The 17,631-nt window shown below is 52.1% G+C and carries 14 protein-coding genes; 13 read left to right on the forward strand and 1 reads right to left on the reverse strand.

Annotated features, from left to right (window positions below; all coding sequences use genetic code 11):
• Positions 1–4: 4 nt before the first annotated feature.
• From QZ303_RS00805 to QZ303_RS00855, 11 genes are all read left to right on the forward strand, one after another.
• Positions 5–973 carry a polyprenyl synthetase family protein gene (locus tag QZ303_RS00805; RefSeq protein WP_295727843.1) on the forward strand — a complete coding sequence of 323 codons (969 nt, stop codon included), beginning with the start codon at positions 5–7 and terminating at the stop codon, positions 971–973.
• 12 nt (positions 974–985) lie between these two features.
• Positions 986–1,768 carry a TatD family hydrolase gene (locus tag QZ303_RS00810; protein ID WP_295727844.1) on the forward strand — a complete coding sequence of 261 codons (783 nt, stop codon included), beginning with the start codon at positions 986–988 and terminating at the stop codon, positions 1,766–1,768.
• Positions 1,769–1,863: 95 nt separating this feature from the next.
• On the forward strand, positions 1,864–3,039 hold the full coding sequence (locus tag QZ303_RS00815; RefSeq protein WP_295727845.1) for a glycosyltransferase: 1,176 nt from the start codon (positions 1,864–1,866) through the stop codon (positions 3,037–3,039).
• Positions 3,023–4,174 carry a lysylphosphatidylglycerol synthase transmembrane domain-containing protein gene (locus QZ303_RS00820; protein ID WP_295727846.1) on the forward strand — a complete coding sequence of 384 codons (1,152 nt, stop codon included), beginning with the start codon at positions 3,023–3,025 and terminating at the stop codon, positions 4,172–4,174. The genes QZ303_RS00815 and QZ303_RS00820 overlap by 17 nt, the downstream gene beginning before the upstream one ends.
• 15 nt (positions 4,175–4,189) lie before the next feature.
• A complete protein-coding gene (gene kdsB, locus QZ303_RS00825; RefSeq protein ID WP_295727847.1) occupies positions 4,190–4,957 on the forward strand; it encodes a 3-deoxy-manno-octulosonate cytidylyltransferase in 768 nt (255 codons plus the stop codon).
• Positions 4,950–6,242 carry a pitrilysin family protein gene (locus QZ303_RS00830; protein WP_295727848.1) on the forward strand — a complete coding sequence of 431 codons (1,293 nt, stop codon included), beginning with the start codon at positions 4,950–4,952 and terminating at the stop codon, positions 6,240–6,242. The genes kdsB and QZ303_RS00830 overlap by 8 nt, the downstream gene beginning before the upstream one ends.
• Positions 6,243–6,453: 211 nt before the next feature.
• The gene (locus QZ303_RS00835; RefSeq protein ID WP_295727849.1) at positions 6,454–7,632 is read left to right on the forward strand and encodes a hypothetical protein; all 1,179 of its coding nucleotides are present in this window, start codon (positions 6,454–6,456) and stop codon (positions 7,630–7,632) included.
• Between the two features lie 59 nt (positions 7,633–7,691).
• Positions 7,692–9,374: a hypothetical protein gene (locus QZ303_RS00840; protein WP_295727850.1), complete on the forward strand. Its 1,683-nt coding sequence runs from the start codon at positions 7,692–7,694 to the stop codon at positions 9,372–9,374.
• A gap of 171 nt (positions 9,375–9,545) precedes the next feature.
• The gene (locus QZ303_RS00845) at positions 9,546–11,255 is read left to right on the forward strand and encodes a glutamine--tRNA ligase/YqeY domain fusion protein (RefSeq protein ID WP_295727851.1); all 1,710 of its coding nucleotides are present in this window, start codon (positions 9,546–9,548) and stop codon (positions 11,253–11,255) included.
• 55 nt (positions 11,256–11,310) lie between these two features.
• The gene (locus QZ303_RS00850; RefSeq protein ID WP_295727852.1) at positions 11,311–12,807 is read left to right on the forward strand and encodes a hypothetical protein; all 1,497 of its coding nucleotides are present in this window, start codon (positions 11,311–11,313) and stop codon (positions 12,805–12,807) included.
• On the forward strand, positions 12,804–14,843 hold the full coding sequence (locus QZ303_RS00855) for a putative porin (protein ID WP_295727853.1): 2,040 nt from the start codon (positions 12,804–12,806) through the stop codon (positions 14,841–14,843). The genes QZ303_RS00850 and QZ303_RS00855 overlap by 4 nt, the downstream gene beginning before the upstream one ends.
• A 253-nt stretch (positions 14,844–15,096) precedes the next feature.
• Here the strand turns inward: QZ303_RS00855 and rbr are convergent, their stop codons facing one another.
• Positions 15,097–15,678, reverse strand: coding sequence for a rubrerythrin (rbr, locus tag QZ303_RS00860; protein WP_295727854.1), 582 nt, complete (start codon positions 15,676–15,678; stop codon positions 15,097–15,099).
• Between the two features lie 140 nt (positions 15,679–15,818).
• On the opposite strand from rbr, the gene prmA reads away from it, so the two are divergent.
• Both prmA and QZ303_RS00870 read left to right on the forward strand, forming a co-directional pair.
• On the forward strand, positions 15,819–16,667 hold the full coding sequence (prmA, locus tag QZ303_RS00865) for a 50S ribosomal protein L11 methyltransferase (RefSeq protein ID WP_295727855.1): 849 nt from the start codon (positions 15,819–15,821) through the stop codon (positions 16,665–16,667).
• 44 nt (positions 16,668–16,711) lie between these two features.
• Positions 16,712–17,626: an ABC transporter ATP-binding protein gene (locus tag QZ303_RS00870; protein ID WP_295727856.1), complete on the forward strand. Its 915-nt coding sequence runs from the start codon at positions 16,712–16,714 to the stop codon at positions 17,624–17,626.
• The last annotated feature ends 5 nt before the right edge of the window (positions 17,627–17,631 follow it).

Below are 17,631 nucleotides of genomic sequence, written 5' to 3' on the forward strand. Positions count from 1 at the left end.
AAATATGAATACCACGGAATGGTATGCCGGTTACATCAACAAGGCCGTGTCGGAGATAAAATATCCGGCACAACCGGCCGGGCTGTATGAACCGATAGCCTATACACTCGCTTCCGGCGGAAAGCGTCTGCGCCCTATGCTCGTGCTTGCGGCGTGCGAGGCTTGCGGAGGTGATGCAGTCAATGCCCTTCACCAGGCTCTCGGCATAGAAATGTACCATAATTTCACTCTTCTCCATGACGATGTGATGGATCGCGCAGATGTTAGGCGCGGTCGTCCCACCGTGCATGTGCGTTGGAATGACAGTACTGCCATACTCTCCGGAGATGCTATGCTAACAATGGCGGGACAGTTGATGATGGAAGTGTCCTACGAACGGATATTGCGCCCGGTGATGGAGCTTTTCAACACTACGGCAATGGAGATATACGAAGGACAGCAGTATGACATGGACTTCGAGAAGCGTGCCGATGTCACAATCGAAGAGTATCTCGAAATGATACGGCTAAAGACGTCAGTCCTTCTGGGCGCGTCGTGCAAACTCGGTGCTCTTGTGGCCGGCGCACCATCCTCCACAGCCGATCGGCTCTATGAATATGGAGTGATGCTCGGCCTCGCTTTCCAGCTACAGGACGATTATCTCGACACGTTCGGAGATCCCGCTGTATTCGGCAAGGCCATCGGGGGGGATATACTCAACGATAAGAAAACCTACTTGCTTATTTCCGCCCTTCAGTGCGGCGACGATGTTGCGAGAAGCGAGATAGAGTCAATGTTCGGTACTCGCTCCGAGGAAAAGATTCGGCGCGTTCGCGAGCTGTATGTGCAGTATGGCATAGACCGTATGTGCCGCGACGCGATCGACCGCTACAGCGATCTTGCCGAAAAGGCTGTTGCGGAGACTGAAATCCCGGAGGAGTCAAAGAAATTTTTCATTGATCTCGCACGCAAGTCGAGTTCGCGCCATTCATAAGTAGAGGCCTACATGCTTGTAGATACGCACACTCATATTTATCTTCAGGAGGAATTCCCGGATGCCGGTGATGTGCTGCGGCGCGCCGCAGATGCGGGGGTAGGGCACATGGTTCTTCCAAACGTGGATCTCGCCTCGTTGTCTCCTCTGCTTGCCATGCACGCCCGTTATCCGGAACAGACATCTGTTGCCCTCGGACTGCATCCTACCGAGGTTGGCTCAGATTTCAAGTCAGCTCTTGCTGTTGTGAAAAAGCATATCGACGAATCGCCCGAGGGGCTTGTGGCCATAGGCGAGATAGGCATAGACCTGTACTGGGACTCCAGCTATCGCCAAGAGCAACGCGAGGCTTTTGCCATGCAGTGCGATTGGGCCGTAGAGAAAGACCTTCCTGTCATAATCCATTGCCGGGAGGGTCTTGATGACACGCTCGACATACTTTCCTCCATGCCTAAAGCTCCACGTGGTGTGTTCCACAGTTTCGGCGGCACGTGTGAGGATGTCGACCGGATTCGGGAGATTGGTGACTATTATTTCGGTATCAACGGTATCGTCACGTTCAAGAACAGCAAGCTCCGCGATGTCCTTCCGCATATAGGAATCGAACGCATATTGCTTGAGACCGATTCGCCATATCTGGCTCCGGTACCATATCGTGGACGTCGCAATGAATCGGCTTATGTGGCATATGTCGCTGCCGTAACGGCTCAGGCATTGGGAATGTCTGTCGAAGAAACCGGAGCGCGCACCACGGGGAATGCCGCCGCGCTATTCTCGCTCCCGGTTATAAAATAAATTATTCCGGGTGAGAAAAAAGCGGTAAAAAACCGTACATTTGCATCGATTTTAACATTATAGGCCTGAACGGTCAGTATTATTAAAGAACCAGAGTGGATATCGACGATAAAGTAATAGGACTGTTCAACGACAGCTTTCCTCCGGTGCTCGACGGTGTGACTCTTACTGTCGAGAACTATGTGCATTGGCTTACGGCCATGGGGTACCGCTCGTGTGTGGTCACACCTTGGAATCCCGTTCTGCCTCCGCACGAAGGATTCGACCTTTACCGCTTCTTCTCGCTCCCCATACCATCGCGCAACCCCTATCGCTATGGCTACCCTAAGGTGGATCCGTTCATATGGAGGAAGCTGCGGCGCACCCCTTTCGCGCTTGTACATAGCCATTGTCCATTTTCGTCCGGCCGCCTCGCCGTATATGCGTCTCGCTATCACGACGTGCCGCTTGTGGCCACATTCCATTCAAAATATCGTACCGATCTCGAGCATTCACTGCCGCCATGGATGGTGAAGCGTATAATGCGTCGTGTGCTTGACTTTTTCAATGCGGCTGATGAAGTATGGATTCCTCAGGCACAGGTCGAGGAGACAGTGCGTGAGTATGGCTACAAAGGCCCTCTTACTGTTGTCGACAATGGGATAGATCTCGAGATGGAGAGTTTCGACGCGATTTCAGCATACAAGAACGAATCGCGCGCGCAACTCGGGGTAGCTCAGGATGAGATGCTTCTGCTTTTTGTCGGGCAGCATATACTCGAGAAGGGTGTCGACGTGATCATCCGTGCAATGTCGCTTCTCCGCGATCTTCCGGTGCGTGTGGCCTTTGTAGGCACAGGATATGCCGTAGATGAGATGAAGTCGCTCATTGCGTCGCTCAATCTCGGCGACCGTGTGACGCTCCATGGCGTGGTAAGTGATCGTGAGGAGCTGAAACGTTACTATGCGGCTGCAAGTCTCTTCCTGTTCCCTTCATTCTATGACAATGCTCCTCTCGTGGTGCGCGAAGCCGCCATGATGGGAACTCCGTCTGTCCTTCTTCATGGCGCCACGGCTGCCGAAGTGATCGAGGATGGTAAAAACGGCTTTCTTGCCGACCGCACTCCTGAGAGTTACGCCGCGCTAGTGCGTGATTTATACCGGAATCCGGAACGCATAGATGTCGCGGCACGCGGAGCGGCTGCCACCTTGACACGCTCGTGGCGCGAAGTTATGCTGGAGGTAGTGGAGCGTTATAAAGAAATCATCGATCGCCATGCCAAACGAAAATAACAAAACAAATATATCCGGCTCCCCATCACCATTGCAGAAAAACGGCGGCATAACCATCTGGAAAGTACTTGTGCCGGTGATTATCGGCCTTACGGTGGTGGTCTGGCTTTTCCATCGGGAATTTAATGTCCAGGTTTGGGATTCGATACACTTCGACACTCGTGTTGTGGCGTGTATCCTTCTTGCGTGGCTGTTCATGGCAGGACGCGATTTCGGACTTACATGGAGATTCCGTTCCCTTACCGACCGCGACATTACGTGGTGGCAGGCCATAAAGGTCAATTTCATGTGTGAGTTTACCTCGGCTGTCACCCCGTCGGCAGTAGGCGGATCGTCGCTCGGTATGATATTCCTGCATCATGAGGGCATAGCTTTGGGACGCGCTACGACATTGATGATGACTACGCTCTTCCTCGATGAACTTTTCTTTGTAGTGTCATGTCCTGTAATCGTGGCCATAATTCCTTATGACGAGCTTTTCGGATTCAGCCATACCAAGTTCGAGATGGGGTTGAAATGGGTGTTCTGGATTGTATATGCGGTGCTGTTTGCATGGACGCTCATACTTTTCTGCGGTATCATCCTTAAACCCAATGGCGTACGCAAGGCTCTTGTGTGGCTTTTCGGGTTCAGGATTCTGCGCCGTTGGCAGCCTGACATAGTGTCCTTGGGCGACAGTATGGTAGCTACCGCCAGATCATTGCGTACGCGTTCATGGAAATGGTGGGGCGAGGTGTTCGGCGCAACAGCCTTGACATGGACATCCCGCTATCTTGTGGTGAATGCGCTATTTCTCGGCTTTGTTCCTGCTGCCGACCAACTTGTTGTGTTCGGTCGGCAGTTCGTGGTGTGGGTGGTACTGATGGTCAGTCCTACACCCGGCGGTAGCGGTGTCAGCGAATGGCTCTTCACGGAATATTACGGCGATATGCTCCACAATACATCAGTGGCGCTCATCATAGCCCTGTTTTGGCGTATAATCACTTACTATGTATACCTTATCGTCGGGGTGTTCCTTGCTCCGTCGATGTTAAGCAGCCGCACGGCACGCCCGGTGGTTGATGATCCGATGATACCGGCAGACAGTGTTACAGGATCCGGCGAAAAGACAGATGGACTCCATTCCGATAATTGACAATATCCTTTTATCATGACAAAATTCATAGGTATAATCCCGGCACGTTATGCTTCATCGCGCTTTCCAGGGAAACCGCTTGCCGACATATGCGGCATGACAATGATAGAACGTGTGTACCGTCAGGCTTCAAAGGAACTTGACGATGTGGTGGTGGCCACCGATGACGAGCGTATAGCGCGTACCGTAGAGGCGTTCGGTGGTCGCGTTGCCATGACTTCCGAATCACACCGTAGCGGTACCGACCGTTGCCGCGAGGCGTACCACATTGTCGGCTCGTCGGCCGATGTGGTCATAAACATTCAGGGCGATGAGCCGTTTATCGACCCTGCGCAGATTGCGGAACTTAAACAATGTTTCGATTCGCCTGCAACCGACATAGCCACTCTTGTGCGTCCGTTCGATGCTACAGGGAGCTATGAGGAGCTTGCCGATCCGAATCGCCCCAAGGTAGTACTTGGCGATGACATGTCGGCCCTTTATTTCAGCCGCTCTGTCGTCCCTTATCTGCGCAATCATCCTCGTGAGGAGTGGCCGAGGCGTGCGCAGTACTACACCCATGTGGGCATGTATGCTTACCGTGCCGACGTGCTGGAGAGTATCACGTCTCTTCCGCAGAGCACTCTTGAGCTGGCCGAGTCGCTTGAACAGTTGAGGTGGCTGCAGGCCGGCTACCGTATAAGGGTTGGTATCACTACTTGTGCGACAGTCGGGATAGATACCCCTGATGACCTCAGGCATGCTATAGAATTCTGTAAAAAATCGAATGGAGACAATGCTTGACCGCGCAGTTCCACCGGTTATAAAGCCTTTCGGGCGATTGACGTTGCCTGCGATGGAGCGTCTGACTCTCGACAACGGTATCAGGCTCAATGTCTATGACCACTCTTTCCAGGATGTCAGTGAACTTCTCGTGCTCGCCCCGGGAGGAGTTGTCGATGCGATGGGGTCGCCTGTCGCATCAATGCTCGTGCCTGTGATGCTTGATGGCTCGCGCTCTTATCCCGACAGCGCTCTTTCCGACATGTTGGAGTTTAACGGTGCGAAAGTCATACCGTCGATTTCCGATCATTTTACGGCTGTGTCGCTGCGCATGTTGAACTCACATTGGGATAAACTCCTTCCGGTGTATGCCGATATGCTGTTCTTTCCCCAGATCTCGGAGCGCTCGGTCGACACTTGCCGGCGTCGGGTGGCACAAGGGGCGGCGATAGCCATGCAACGCGTCGAGTACAAGGCCCAGAAGGCGCTGCGTGATCTTGCTTATGGCGCGGAGCATCCCAAGGCGCGCATGGACACTCCGGAAGCGGTAGAGGCTGTGGGGCGCGAGGACATAAGTGCCTGGCATGGCAAGGTGTTCGGTGACAATTTTGTTCGTGCCGAACTCTTCCTGTCAGGGCGTGTCACTCCAGGAATGATAGATGACATAAACCATCGGTTCGGCACCGTGAAGATAGAATCCTCCCTGTGCCATCCTCCATATATAGAGCCGTTTGACACCACTGCTCCGGTCGAGTGTTTCGTGGAAAGTCCCGGAGCATTGCAGAGCGCCGTGCGTGTGGCAATCCCCTCGATACCGCGCACGCATCCCGACTACATCATGCTCCGCTGTGCCATTGTGGCTCTCGGTGGATATTTCGGAAGCCGTTTGATGACGAATATACGCGAGGATAAGGGTTATACCTACGGCATTCAGGCCGGGCTTCTCGGTGCTCCTGAAGGCACATTCATGGAGGTGCAGACTTCCGCCGACAATGCTTACGTCGATTCAGTGCTTGAGGAGATACGGAGAGAAGTGGTGAGGCTACAGACGGGTGATTTCACCCAACAGGAGATGGAGCGTTTGCGACAATACCTGATGAGCAATCTGGCCCAGCATCTCGACACGGCTTTTTCAATTGTTGCATGCCATGTGACGGAGCGCGTCTCCTTTACCGGTCCTGACTATTTCGAGCGGCAGTTCCGTGCCATATCCGAAATGACTCCCCAAAGTCTCGGCGATGTAGCTCGCAGGCATCTCTCTTTGGAAAAAGAGATTGTGGTGGTAGCCGGTGGCAGGGGACAATAGTTCTGGCGAGAATCGGTTATAATTCCCTATAATTGTTAAATATTCTTGTAAAGTGTGTTAAATGAGGCGCTTTCTTGGGTTTCCCGCCGGAATTCGTTATTTTTGAGCGTTATTGCATTAGTTACATGTAGGAAAAAACTCGGATGTTTTAAACTTTTGCAGTTAAAGACAGTCGAATACTTAGATTCATTCAAAAGGAGTACAATCAATTATGAAACTAACGAAAGCATTTCTCACCGCATTTCTCGGTACGGCGGCCGTAGGCGCCTTCGCACAGGGATATTATGACGATGATATCTACTACGATGCGTCAAAGGACACCAAGGCCAAGCAGGAGATAGCCGCCCATAAAAAGGCTGTAGAGGAAGAGCGTATTCGTCAGCAACAGGAATATGAGGCACAGATGGCCTATCTCCGTTCGCTCGCCAATCAGCAGAATACATATAATCCGAATCTCGGAGGCGGTGACTATGCCGCTGCCGATACGTATGCCCTTCCCGGCACTGGGTCGGCGCGTAATGTCGACGAATACAACCGCCGTGGCTCGGCTTCCACTCAGGCCAAGACCAACTCTGGAAGCTATGCCGACACTGATGATTTCGCTTATACGCGTCGCATTGAACGCTTCCACAATGGAGATGTCATAGCGAGCGCCAACGATCCGGAGCTGGTCGATTACTATTATTCCTCTTCGGCCTCACGTCCGGATATCAATATCTATCTGGTAAATCCCGGATGGAATTCCTGGGGCTGGGGCCCGTCATGGTACGATCCGTGGTGGCCCTCATCGCCCTACTGGGCATGGAATTCCTGGGGCCCATCATGGTCATTCGGGTGGAACTCCTGGTGGGGTCCGTCGTGGTCGTGGGGCTGGGGCCCGTCATGGGGGTGGGGTCCGTCATGGTCCTGGGGCTGGGGAGGCCCGGCATGGCGTCCAGGCAATTATACTCCCAACGGACGTCGTTCCACAGGCATACGTAACGGCTACACCGGACTTGGCTCCTCACATCCCGGCTCTCCGTTCAACAGTGGTGTAGGCAACAGCGGCAACCGTGGTCGCGGCGGCAGCGGCCTCACCCGGCAGTCGCTTGGGAATTACCGACCCGGAAGTTCATCCGCTACGCCTGCCGGTAATCATGGAGGCATGGGCAACTATCGCCCGGGCAATAATTCTGCTCCGAGCTACACTCCTTCGCACAATTCCGGTAACGGCAATTACAATCCCGGAAACAGTAATTCAGGCAGCTATCGTTCCAACCGAGGTTCATCACGCTCGTCATCTCCATCCTACAACGCGCCTTCTTCCGGGCGCAGCAGTAGCGGATGGGGTGGAGGAGCTTCACGTGGCGGAGGTTCGCATAGCGGCGGTGGCCGTGGCGGACGCAGATAGTCCATATTTCCCGATGCATGATAATTCACTTTGTTGCATAACTTCAACTTAACTGCCATATGAGAAAACCATTAATAATTGGAGCGGCAATAGCGGTTCCTGCCATGGGCATGGCGCAGGTCGCCACGGATGTGGCCCGACTGTCGGAACTGGAAATGCGTGGTACAGCCCGTTTCATGTCGATGGGCGGTGCGTTTACCGCTCTCGGCGGCGACCTTTCCACCCTGGGACAGAATCCTGCCGGCATAGGCATATACCGGAGTAGTGAGGTAGGCATAACGTTCGACCTCAATTTCCAGTCGTTTCAAGCCTCCGCTCCTTCGATGAGCAATACGCATAACCAGACACGTTTCAACGTCAACAACTTCGGTTATATAGGCACGATGAAGCTCTACAGCGAGGCGACTCCGACATTTTCGTTCGGTGCCACTTACTCGCGTGTCAACTCTTTCGACCGTGTGTTTAAAGGTGGATTCAACAATCTCGGCGGTGCGTCTCTCTCGAACTATGTCGCAGCTATGACAAATTCAATGGGGGCGATGGGTGACGGCTACAGCCCGTTTACCCTTGATGACCTTGAATGGAGGGATGACAATAATCCTTATGACAATGCACCTTGGATGACTGCACTTGGATATCAGGGATTGATTATAAATCCTCGGGATATTAGCGAGAACGGACAGGTCTCTTTTCAGGGTCTGATGGGTAACGGCACGACAGGCTCGGCGAACTTTGACGTACGAGAGAAAGGATATGTCGACGAGTACAATATCACATTTGGAGGAAATATATATAATACGCTTTATTGGGGTCTCGGCTTTGGCATTACCGATATAGACTACACTCAATGGTCCTATTATGGTGAACGATTGAGCAATGCCTATCTTAATGTCCGTACTGATGAAGGTCCTGACGATATGTATCATCCTGATGTTCCGGGAACTGCCGATTACGGTTTGACAAATTATCTCCATTCATCCGGATCCGGATTCAATGTGAAACTTGGTGTGATATTGAAGCCTATCAATGAATTCCGTATAGGAGTTGCCGTTCATACTCCGACCTGGTATTCAATGACTGATTCATATTGGGGTGCCATCGACTACGATATGACTCCGCAGAATGGCCTGATTTCGCAGGATGGTGAACATTACAGCCGTGAAACAGGAAGCGTCGTCACCAATGATTCGTATGACAACTTCAATGACTACCACATGCGCACTCCGTGGCGTTTCATGGTGGGAGCTGCCGGTGTGATAGGCGGAAAGGCCATAATCAGCGCCGACTACGAATATCGCGGCACAAATATGCAGCTTTCGGATATCAACAACAACGAATATACCGATGTGGCCGATCAGGTAAAGACATACTACAAGGGTGTCAATATCTTCCGTGTCGGTGGTGAATATCGTGTTACTCCGCAACTCAGCCTGCGTGCAGGGTACAGCTATGAGTCATCGTCGGTGGAGAAGTGGGTGGCGAATGACGGCGAGAACATCCAGTTTGCCGGCACCATACCTTCATACTCCTTCAATAAATCGACTCAGTACATTACGGCCGGACTGGGCTATCGTATCGGTGGTTTTGCCATAGACCTGGCATATGTCAACAAGCATCGCGAATCGACATGGCATGCGTTCTCACCGATAGTCGTGGAAGGCACGATTGACATGGCATCTCCTCAAGCTACGGTCAAGTCCAACTACAATCAGGTGGTGCTCTCTGTAGGATATAAGTTCTGAATTCTTTTTACTGCATAAAACGACGATGTGTCAATTCAAATACGGCATATCGCCGTTTTTTTATGACCGGATCGGGAAGCTGTGAGTCATCTTTTGCGTGTGCTCCTCGTCGAGAAAACTATTGGCGGATTCATATAATATTGCTATCTTTGCGGGAAATATAATATTGCTATGTCGGAATTTATTGAACCCATAAATGAAGAAGAGGGCAAAAGCGGCCTCAACTTCGTGGAGCAGCTGGTAGCCGATGATCTGGCTGCCGGCAAGAATGGCGGACGACTCAACACCCGCTTCCCGCCCGAGCCTAACGGCTATCTCCATATAGGCCACGCAAAGGCAATATGCATGGATTTCGGTGTGGCCGAGAAATTCGGCGGCACATGCAATCTGCGTTTTGACGATACCAATCCTACCAAAGAAGATACGGAATATGTCGATGCCATACGTGACGACATACATTGGCTCGGATTCGACTGGGGCGACCGTGAATACTATGCGAGTGATTATTTCCCCCAGCTCTACGATCTGGCAGTACGCATGATTAAGGAGGGTAAGGCATATGTCGATCATCAGACATCGGAAGAGATAGCACGACAGAAGGGCACACCCACACAACCCGGGCAGAACAGCCCTTACCGTGACCGTCCCGTCGAGGAAAACCTCGACCTGTTCCGCCGAATGAACGCCGGAGAGTTTGATGAAGGTACCTACGTGTTGCGTGCCAAGATTGACATGGCCTCCGACAACATGCACTTCCGCGATCCGATCATGTACCGTATAATCAAGACACCACACCATCGCACCGGCACTACCTGGAACGTCTATCCAATGTATGACTTCGCCCACGGCCAAAGCGATTATTTCGAAGGTGTCACCCACTCGATATGCACTCTCGAGTTCGTGCCTCACCGTCCGTTATATGAATATTTTGTAAAGGAGCTTGCCGACGAGAGCTACTGCCCGCGCCAAATAGAGTTCAACCGCCTCAACCTCACCTACACCGTGATGAGCAAGCGCAAGCTCCTGCAACTTGTCAAAGAAGGTCTTGTGGCAGGATGGGACGACCCGCGCATGCCAACCATCTCGGCCATGCGCCGCAGAGGCTACACTCCTCAGTCGATACGCAATTTCGTGGATCTCATTGGCTATACAAAGGTTGAAGCACTCAACAGCATCTCGCTGCTTGAGCACGCGGTGCGTGACGACCTCAACCGCGTGGCTGCACGAGTGATGGCCGTAATGAATCCCGTTAAAGTGGTTATCACAAACTATCCCGAAGGGCAGGTCGAGACCGTTGAGATGGAGAACAACCCGGAGGACAGCACGGCAGGCACCCACAAGATGCCTTTCTCTCGCGAAATCTTTATCGAGCGCGACGACTTCATGGAGAATCCGCCGAAGAAGTTCTTCCGTCTGGCTCCAGACGGAGAGGTGCGTCTGAAAGGCGCTTACATTATTAAGTGTACCGATGTTGTAAAGGATGCCGAAGGCAACATTACGGAGATACATTGCACCTATGATCCGGAGACCCGTAGCGGTATGCCGGGCAGCATGCGCAAAGTGAAAGGTACGTTACATTGGGTGTCGGCTGCACATGCGGTCGATGCTGAGGCACGACTTTACGACCGTCTGTTCTCGGTAGAAAATCCGGCAGAAGAGAAGGATCGCGATTTCCGCGAGATGCTCAACCCCGACTCGCTTAAAGTGGTTGACGGAATCAAGATTGAGCCTTTCCTTGCCGAGAATGCAAAGCAGGGCGGACATTACCAGTTCCAACGCATCGGTTATTTCACTCTTGACCCGGACACTACTCCCGGCCATCTCGTGTTCAACCGCACGATACAGCTCAAGGACACCTGGGAAAAGATACAGAAGAAGTAAATCAGGCATTTGTCGCCATATCACGGCCAAATGCCGTCAATTCCAAACCATATCCATGGATCAGGAGCAGAAACGCAGAGAGAATCTCTACAGGAAATTTCGCGAAACGGCCTCTAAGGGCGACATACCGTCGACATTTGACGAGAACGACCTCGTAGACATATACGACTACGCCAATGACAATTATGACGAGGCCGTGCAGCTACAGGTGATTTTCGCCGCTGTAAGATATTTCCCGGACAATGACGAGCTGATGCAGCGTCGTGCATATTTCCTGCTTGAGAACCTCTCGATGAGCGATGCAGCGCTGTCCATTGCCGATAGCCACCGCAACGACAATGCATTGTGGGATCTCCTTGTCCTGCGGGTAAAGCGCCCGTCGGGACAGGAGGCTGCCGATGCGATGTCGGAGATACTAAACCGGTATGAGGACTACGATGACGAGACGATCATACAGCTTGTCACCACATTCTCCGAATTGGGGCTGCTCGATTGGCTTAAGGAACACAAGGACGTGATACAACAGCGGTGCATGTATAAAGACACGTTCCTTTACGAACTTGCCCAGGAGGTGGAGGATCAGGGTGACTACAATTATTCCATAAAGCTTCTCGATGAGCTGACAGGTATGGAGCCGTTCAATCCAACTTACTGGCACATGCTTTCGCAAGAATATCTCAACGTGGATGATTACGAGAATGCCCTTGGCTCGATAGACTATGCCGTGGCGCTTGATCCTGAGTCATCCCCGGTGCTCACCACCAAGGCCCAGATCCTCTTCGACATGAAGAAGGACACTCAGGAGGCCTACCGCATGATGCGCGATGTCGTGGCCCGTGACAAGGAGTATGCCCCGGCGCTTTTCACCCTTGCCGCCATGCTTGCAATAGATGGCAGCGAGGATGAGTCGGCCGATCTTCTTGAAGGATACCTCCATGTGCATCCTGCCGAGCGTGAGGCTGTGGAACATATCCTGAAACTCGGTGATTCTCTGCGCAACCTAAGGGTGCTAAGAGAGTATCTGCCCGCTTCCGGAATGACCCAGGATGAATGGACCGCCTGGGCGCGGGGATTCTATGAGCGAGGCAACTGGCAGGCTGCCGCCGACATTTTGCTTACATGGCTTTATATGAAAGGAGTGTCGGACGATTGGAATGTACTTGTCGAGTCGCTTTATCGTCAGAGGAGAGTGGGGGAAATAGCTCAGCTCTACAGGGAGTATCTGCTTAAAATCGAGGATCCGCAGAGCACCAACATATCATTTATGGCCTATCTGTTGCTGATACTCGCGCTTGTGCGTGCCGGTCAGATGGGCGTGGCCCGCAATATGGCAGAGTATCTGCTTTCAGTCGACTCGACCGTGGTTGATTCGCTTGAGCCGCGAATGCAGCTCATCGGAGCGCAGAGTATTCTCCGCTCGATGCACGCAGTGCTGCTCGAGGACGTGCCTGCCGATATCGACAGCATTGACCCGTTCATCACAATTCATTCCGATGGCCATGGGGCTTCGGACAATATCACAGGCTCTACGCCCAAGGCTTCGGATAAATGAATCTGAAATTATCAATATCTGTCCTACTGCTGCTGTTGTCAGCCGGCCCGGCGTCGGCCCAGAGTCCGTCATTGCGTCCTGCCCCGAGTCCTTCCCTGCCTTTGCCTGAGCATCCGGAGGAAGCTGACGCGGTCGTGGCCGATGATGCTGCGTCGACAGCTCCTTACGCGTGGACGATTCTTCCACCTCTTGGCCTTCGAGAGCCATCAACCATCGACACGCTCTATCGGAACTATGCACAACGTTTCGTACCGTCGATGGTGACGGATGCATACGGTACAACCGGTAATTTAGGTGCCCCCGGACGCACTCTCCTTTATTTCGAGCGCGAGCCTATGAGCGACTTCTTCTTTGCCGACGCTCTGCGCTATTGGAAACCGTCCTTGTCTGGAATGCGTTTCTACAATACCCGCATCCCGATGACTCTCCTTTCATACAACAACGCAGGTGGTAAGGAAAACTCGCAGGACAGGTTGCATGGCATCTTCTCAGGCAATGTGGATGCGCGCGGACAGGTAGGCGCGATGATTGATTATCTATATTCCAAGGGTTGCTACGATTATCAGGCCACCAAGCATATCAACTGGGGATTCTCCGGCTCATACATAGGGGACCGATATGAATTCCAGGGATTTTTCAACCATTGGAACATGCTCAACATGGAGAACGGCGGTATCACTGACGATCTCTACATCACCGATCCCGCACAGTTGCAGGGTGGGCAGGCGTCGATTCAACCCAAGGCTATCCCGACCAATCTCACCGGTGCGTTCAATCGCTTGAGTGGCGCGCAACTATATCTCAACAACACATATAATGTGGGCTTCTGGAAAGAAGAGGAGGTCGACGACACCACGACGGTGCGGACATATGTGCCGGTGACCCGTTTCGTGTGGACACTCGACTATCAGAAAGGCCGTCACACATTCCGCGACACACAGGAATCAGATATCGAATTCTGGAAACACACCTACCTTTATCCCGACCAATCGGATGACCGCACATCTTATTGGTCGCTGTCAAACACGTTCGGTGTGCAGCTCCTTGAAGAATTCAACAAATTTGCCAAGTTCGGTCTCGCGGCCTTCGCCACTCATCAGGTACGCAGCTACAAGCAGACCACCGACACTATCGACCGTGTCGTGCCCCTCCCCGAAGGCTTGTCGCCATACCCCGTGGATAAGGTGCCCGGAAGCCATAAGGAGAACTTGCTGTGGGTAGGGGGTCAGCTTACAAAGCAGCGCGGCACTATACTCACCTATGATGCTACCGCCCGCTTCGGGCTTATCGGCCCGGTAGTCGGCGATCTTGAGATCGACGGACGTGTAAACACTCGTTTCCCGTTGTTCGGCGACTCGGTTAGCATCACAGGTTACGGACGTTTCCGCAACACTGCCGCACCTTATCTGATGAACCATTACGTATCCAATCATTTCATATGGGATAACGATTTCGGCAAGACGCGCTCCCTGCGCCTTGGCGGTATTTTGGACATACCCCACACGCGTACACGCATAAATGCCGGCGTGGAGAATGTACAGAACCTCATCTATTTCGGGCCTGACTGCCTGCCAGTGCAGGCCGGAGGAAGCGTGCAGGTGGTCAGCGCATCGCTTAATCAGGATTTCAAGTTCGGGCCGTTGGTATGGCAGAACCGACTGACGTTGCAGACTTCGTCTGATGAAACTGTGATACCGTTGCCAAAACTTGCGGTGTACTCCAACTTGTCGCTCAATTTCAAGATTGCCGGAGTGCTTTTCGTGCAGCTCGGTGTCGACTGTGACTACTACACGAAGTATAAGTCGATTGACTACCAGCCCGCGACGATGACGTTCTACAACCAGCGTAGTGTGGATGTAGGCGGTTATCCCTTGATGAACGCTTTTGCCAACATGAAACTTTCGAAGGTGCGTTTCTATGTGCTCATGAGCCACGTCAATCAGGGAATGACCGGTGAAAATTATTTCTCGTTGCCTCATTATCCCATCAATCCGCGCCGCTTCCAGATAGGCCTTTCGATTGATTTCCCCAATTGATTCGCACGATTCCCTGAGAGTAACCCGGATAGATAAAACATCGCCGGGGAATGCCTCACGGCGTCCCCCGGCGATGATCATATATTCCAACAAAACAGATTAATACAGTAAATGGCTAAATTTCATACTTTACTTTCTTAACTTATAGAAGCCCTGGCCTTGCGTTCGAAATGTCCGCACGCCGTAGGCGGTCTATTACAGAACATCAATATCTTTTTGTCGCTTCAGCCGTGACGGCCTCGTGCGATGATTGTCAATAATTGTCGGCTTTGCGTTCGAAGTAGCCTTGCGGTTTCTCGCATACGGGGCATTTCTTCGGTGCGTTCTTGCCGCGGTGGATATATCCGCAGTAACGGCATTGCCATAGGATTTCCTCTGCATCACCGAACATGGTGTCGGTGGCAAGACGGTCGAGCAGGCGTAGGTAGCGCTCCTCATGTCCTTGTTCCACCTGTGCCACCAGCTTGAAATTGGCGGCAATCTGCGGGAATCCCTCTTCCTGCGCCGTTTTTGCAAAAGCAAGGTACATGTCGGCCCATTCTTCATGTTCGCCGGCTGCGGCTTCCTGGAGATTCTGGGCTGTGGAGCCTACAGGACCTGCTGGATAAGAGGCGGTAATCTCAAGCATCCCTTCTTCGAGATAGCTGAAGAACTTCTTGGCGTGTGCATATTCCTGTGCCGCTGTTTCAAGGAAAATCTCAGCAATCTGTTCGTAGCCTTCGTTGCGGGCCACTTCCGCGAATATAGTGTAGCGACCACGTGCTTGTGATTCGCCTGCGAATGACTTCAGAAGATTCTTCTCGGTCTCGGTACCTTTGATACTTTTCTTATCCATGATTTTTTGAATTGTTCGTTTGAGTTTTATACTCTCTTAACGCCTGCTCATAAAAATAGTTCACAGATGTTACAAAAATCGAGACTTCTTCCGAGCGGATTCGGACTAAATGTCTAAATTTGCAAGAAAAAAGTGCGTATATGAATGACTATATAGAGCTGCGTGTTGATCTTGAGCCATGCAGTGAATGTGCCACTGATGTTCTTGCCGCCCTTCTTGCCGAGAATGGATATGAGAGTTTCGTGCCGGATGAAGCGGGACTCACGGCCTATGTGCGTGATGCCGACTTCAATGCCGACATTCTTGGCGATGTGGTCGGGGCTATGCCTTTCGACGGTATTACGGCCACTACCGAATGGAAGAAAGTAGAGGGCCGTGACTGGAACGCCGAATGGGAGAGGAACTACTTTCAACCGATAGCGATTGACGGACGATGTGTCATTCATAGCTCATTTCATACCGATGTGCCTGAGGCCGAGTATGATATAGTCATTGACCCGAAAATGGCGTTCGGCACCGGGCATCATCAGACCACAACTCTTATCATACGTCATCTCCTTTCTACCGATCTACTTGGCAAATCTGTCATAGACGTTGGCACGGGCACCGGCATTCTGGCCATTCTTGCTGCGATGCGCGGAGCTACACCCGTAAATGCCATAGAAATCGACGAATTCGCCCATGTAAATGCCGTGGAGAACGTGTCTCTCAACGGTCATCCCGAGATAAATGTACTGCTAGGCGATGCCAACACGTTGCAATCGCTGCCTTTGGCCGATATACTGCTTGCCAACATCAACCGCAACATCATCCTTGCCGACCTTGGAACTTATGCACGGGCAGTTGTGTCAGGGGGCGAGATAGTGCTCAGCGGATTTTATTCTGCCGATGTCGATACGATTCTGGCCGAGGCGCGGAAATGCGGGCTTGAATACAAGTCGCGTGCAAGCATCGACGACTGGACCGCTCTTGTTCTTGTAAAAAGCTAATCGACACACAGAGTGTCATAATAATTATTGGAATAAGTTAAGTAATGAATGCTCTTATTGAAGCTTCCGGGATAGTGAAGCGCTTTGATTGCCATACGGCTCTCGACGGCGTTGATCTCACAATTCCCGAAGGAACTATCTACGGCCTGCTCGGACCTAACGGTGCAGGCAAGACCACGCTGATAAGGATAATAAACCAGATTACCAACCCTGACGAAGGTACGGTGCTTCTCAATGGGAAACCACTTCATCCGTCCGACGTGATGCGTGTAGGCTATCTGCCTGAAGAGCGTGGACTATATAAGAAGATGAAGGTCATCGACCATATCGTGTATCTCGGGCGTCTGAAAGGAATGACCGCACGCGACGCACGTGCCGAAGGTGAGAAATGGCTGCGCCGGATGCATCTCGAAGAGTGGGCCACGAAGAAGATTGAGGCTCTCTCGAAAGGTATGGCACAGAAAGTGCAGTTCATAGGCACTGTGGTACATCATCCGTCGCTCATGATTTTCGACGAGCCGTTCTCCGGCTTTGATCCGGTGAATGCAGAGCAGCTTAAGCAGGAGATTCTTGCGCTCAACCGGGAAGGGGCCACGATATTGTTCTCTACCCACAACATGTCGTCGGTCGAGGAAGTGTGCAACGAAATTTCCCTTATAAACCATTCTAAGGTAGTGTTGCAGGGAAATGTGGCGGAGGTGCGTCAGCGTTTCAAGAAGAATGTATTCAAGGTGCGTGTGGCCGAGCCTGTGGTAGCTCCCTCTCCCGAACTGTTCGACATTGTGGGAATCGAACCTGATGTCATGGGCGGTTCGCAGGTGATGGTGCGTCTTGTGCCCGGCGTTGCAATGCGCGAGGTGATAGAGTTTCTCAATCCCCGGTATAACATCCTTGGATTTGAGGAACTCTTTCCGACGATGAACGAGATATTTATAGAAACCGTGACAGGAAAGAACTGACAGCA

The sequence above is a fragment of the uncultured Muribaculum sp. genome (genome assembly GCF_910583865.1).
GTDB lineage: Bacteria > Bacteroidota > Bacteroidia > Bacteroidales > Muribaculaceae > Muribaculum.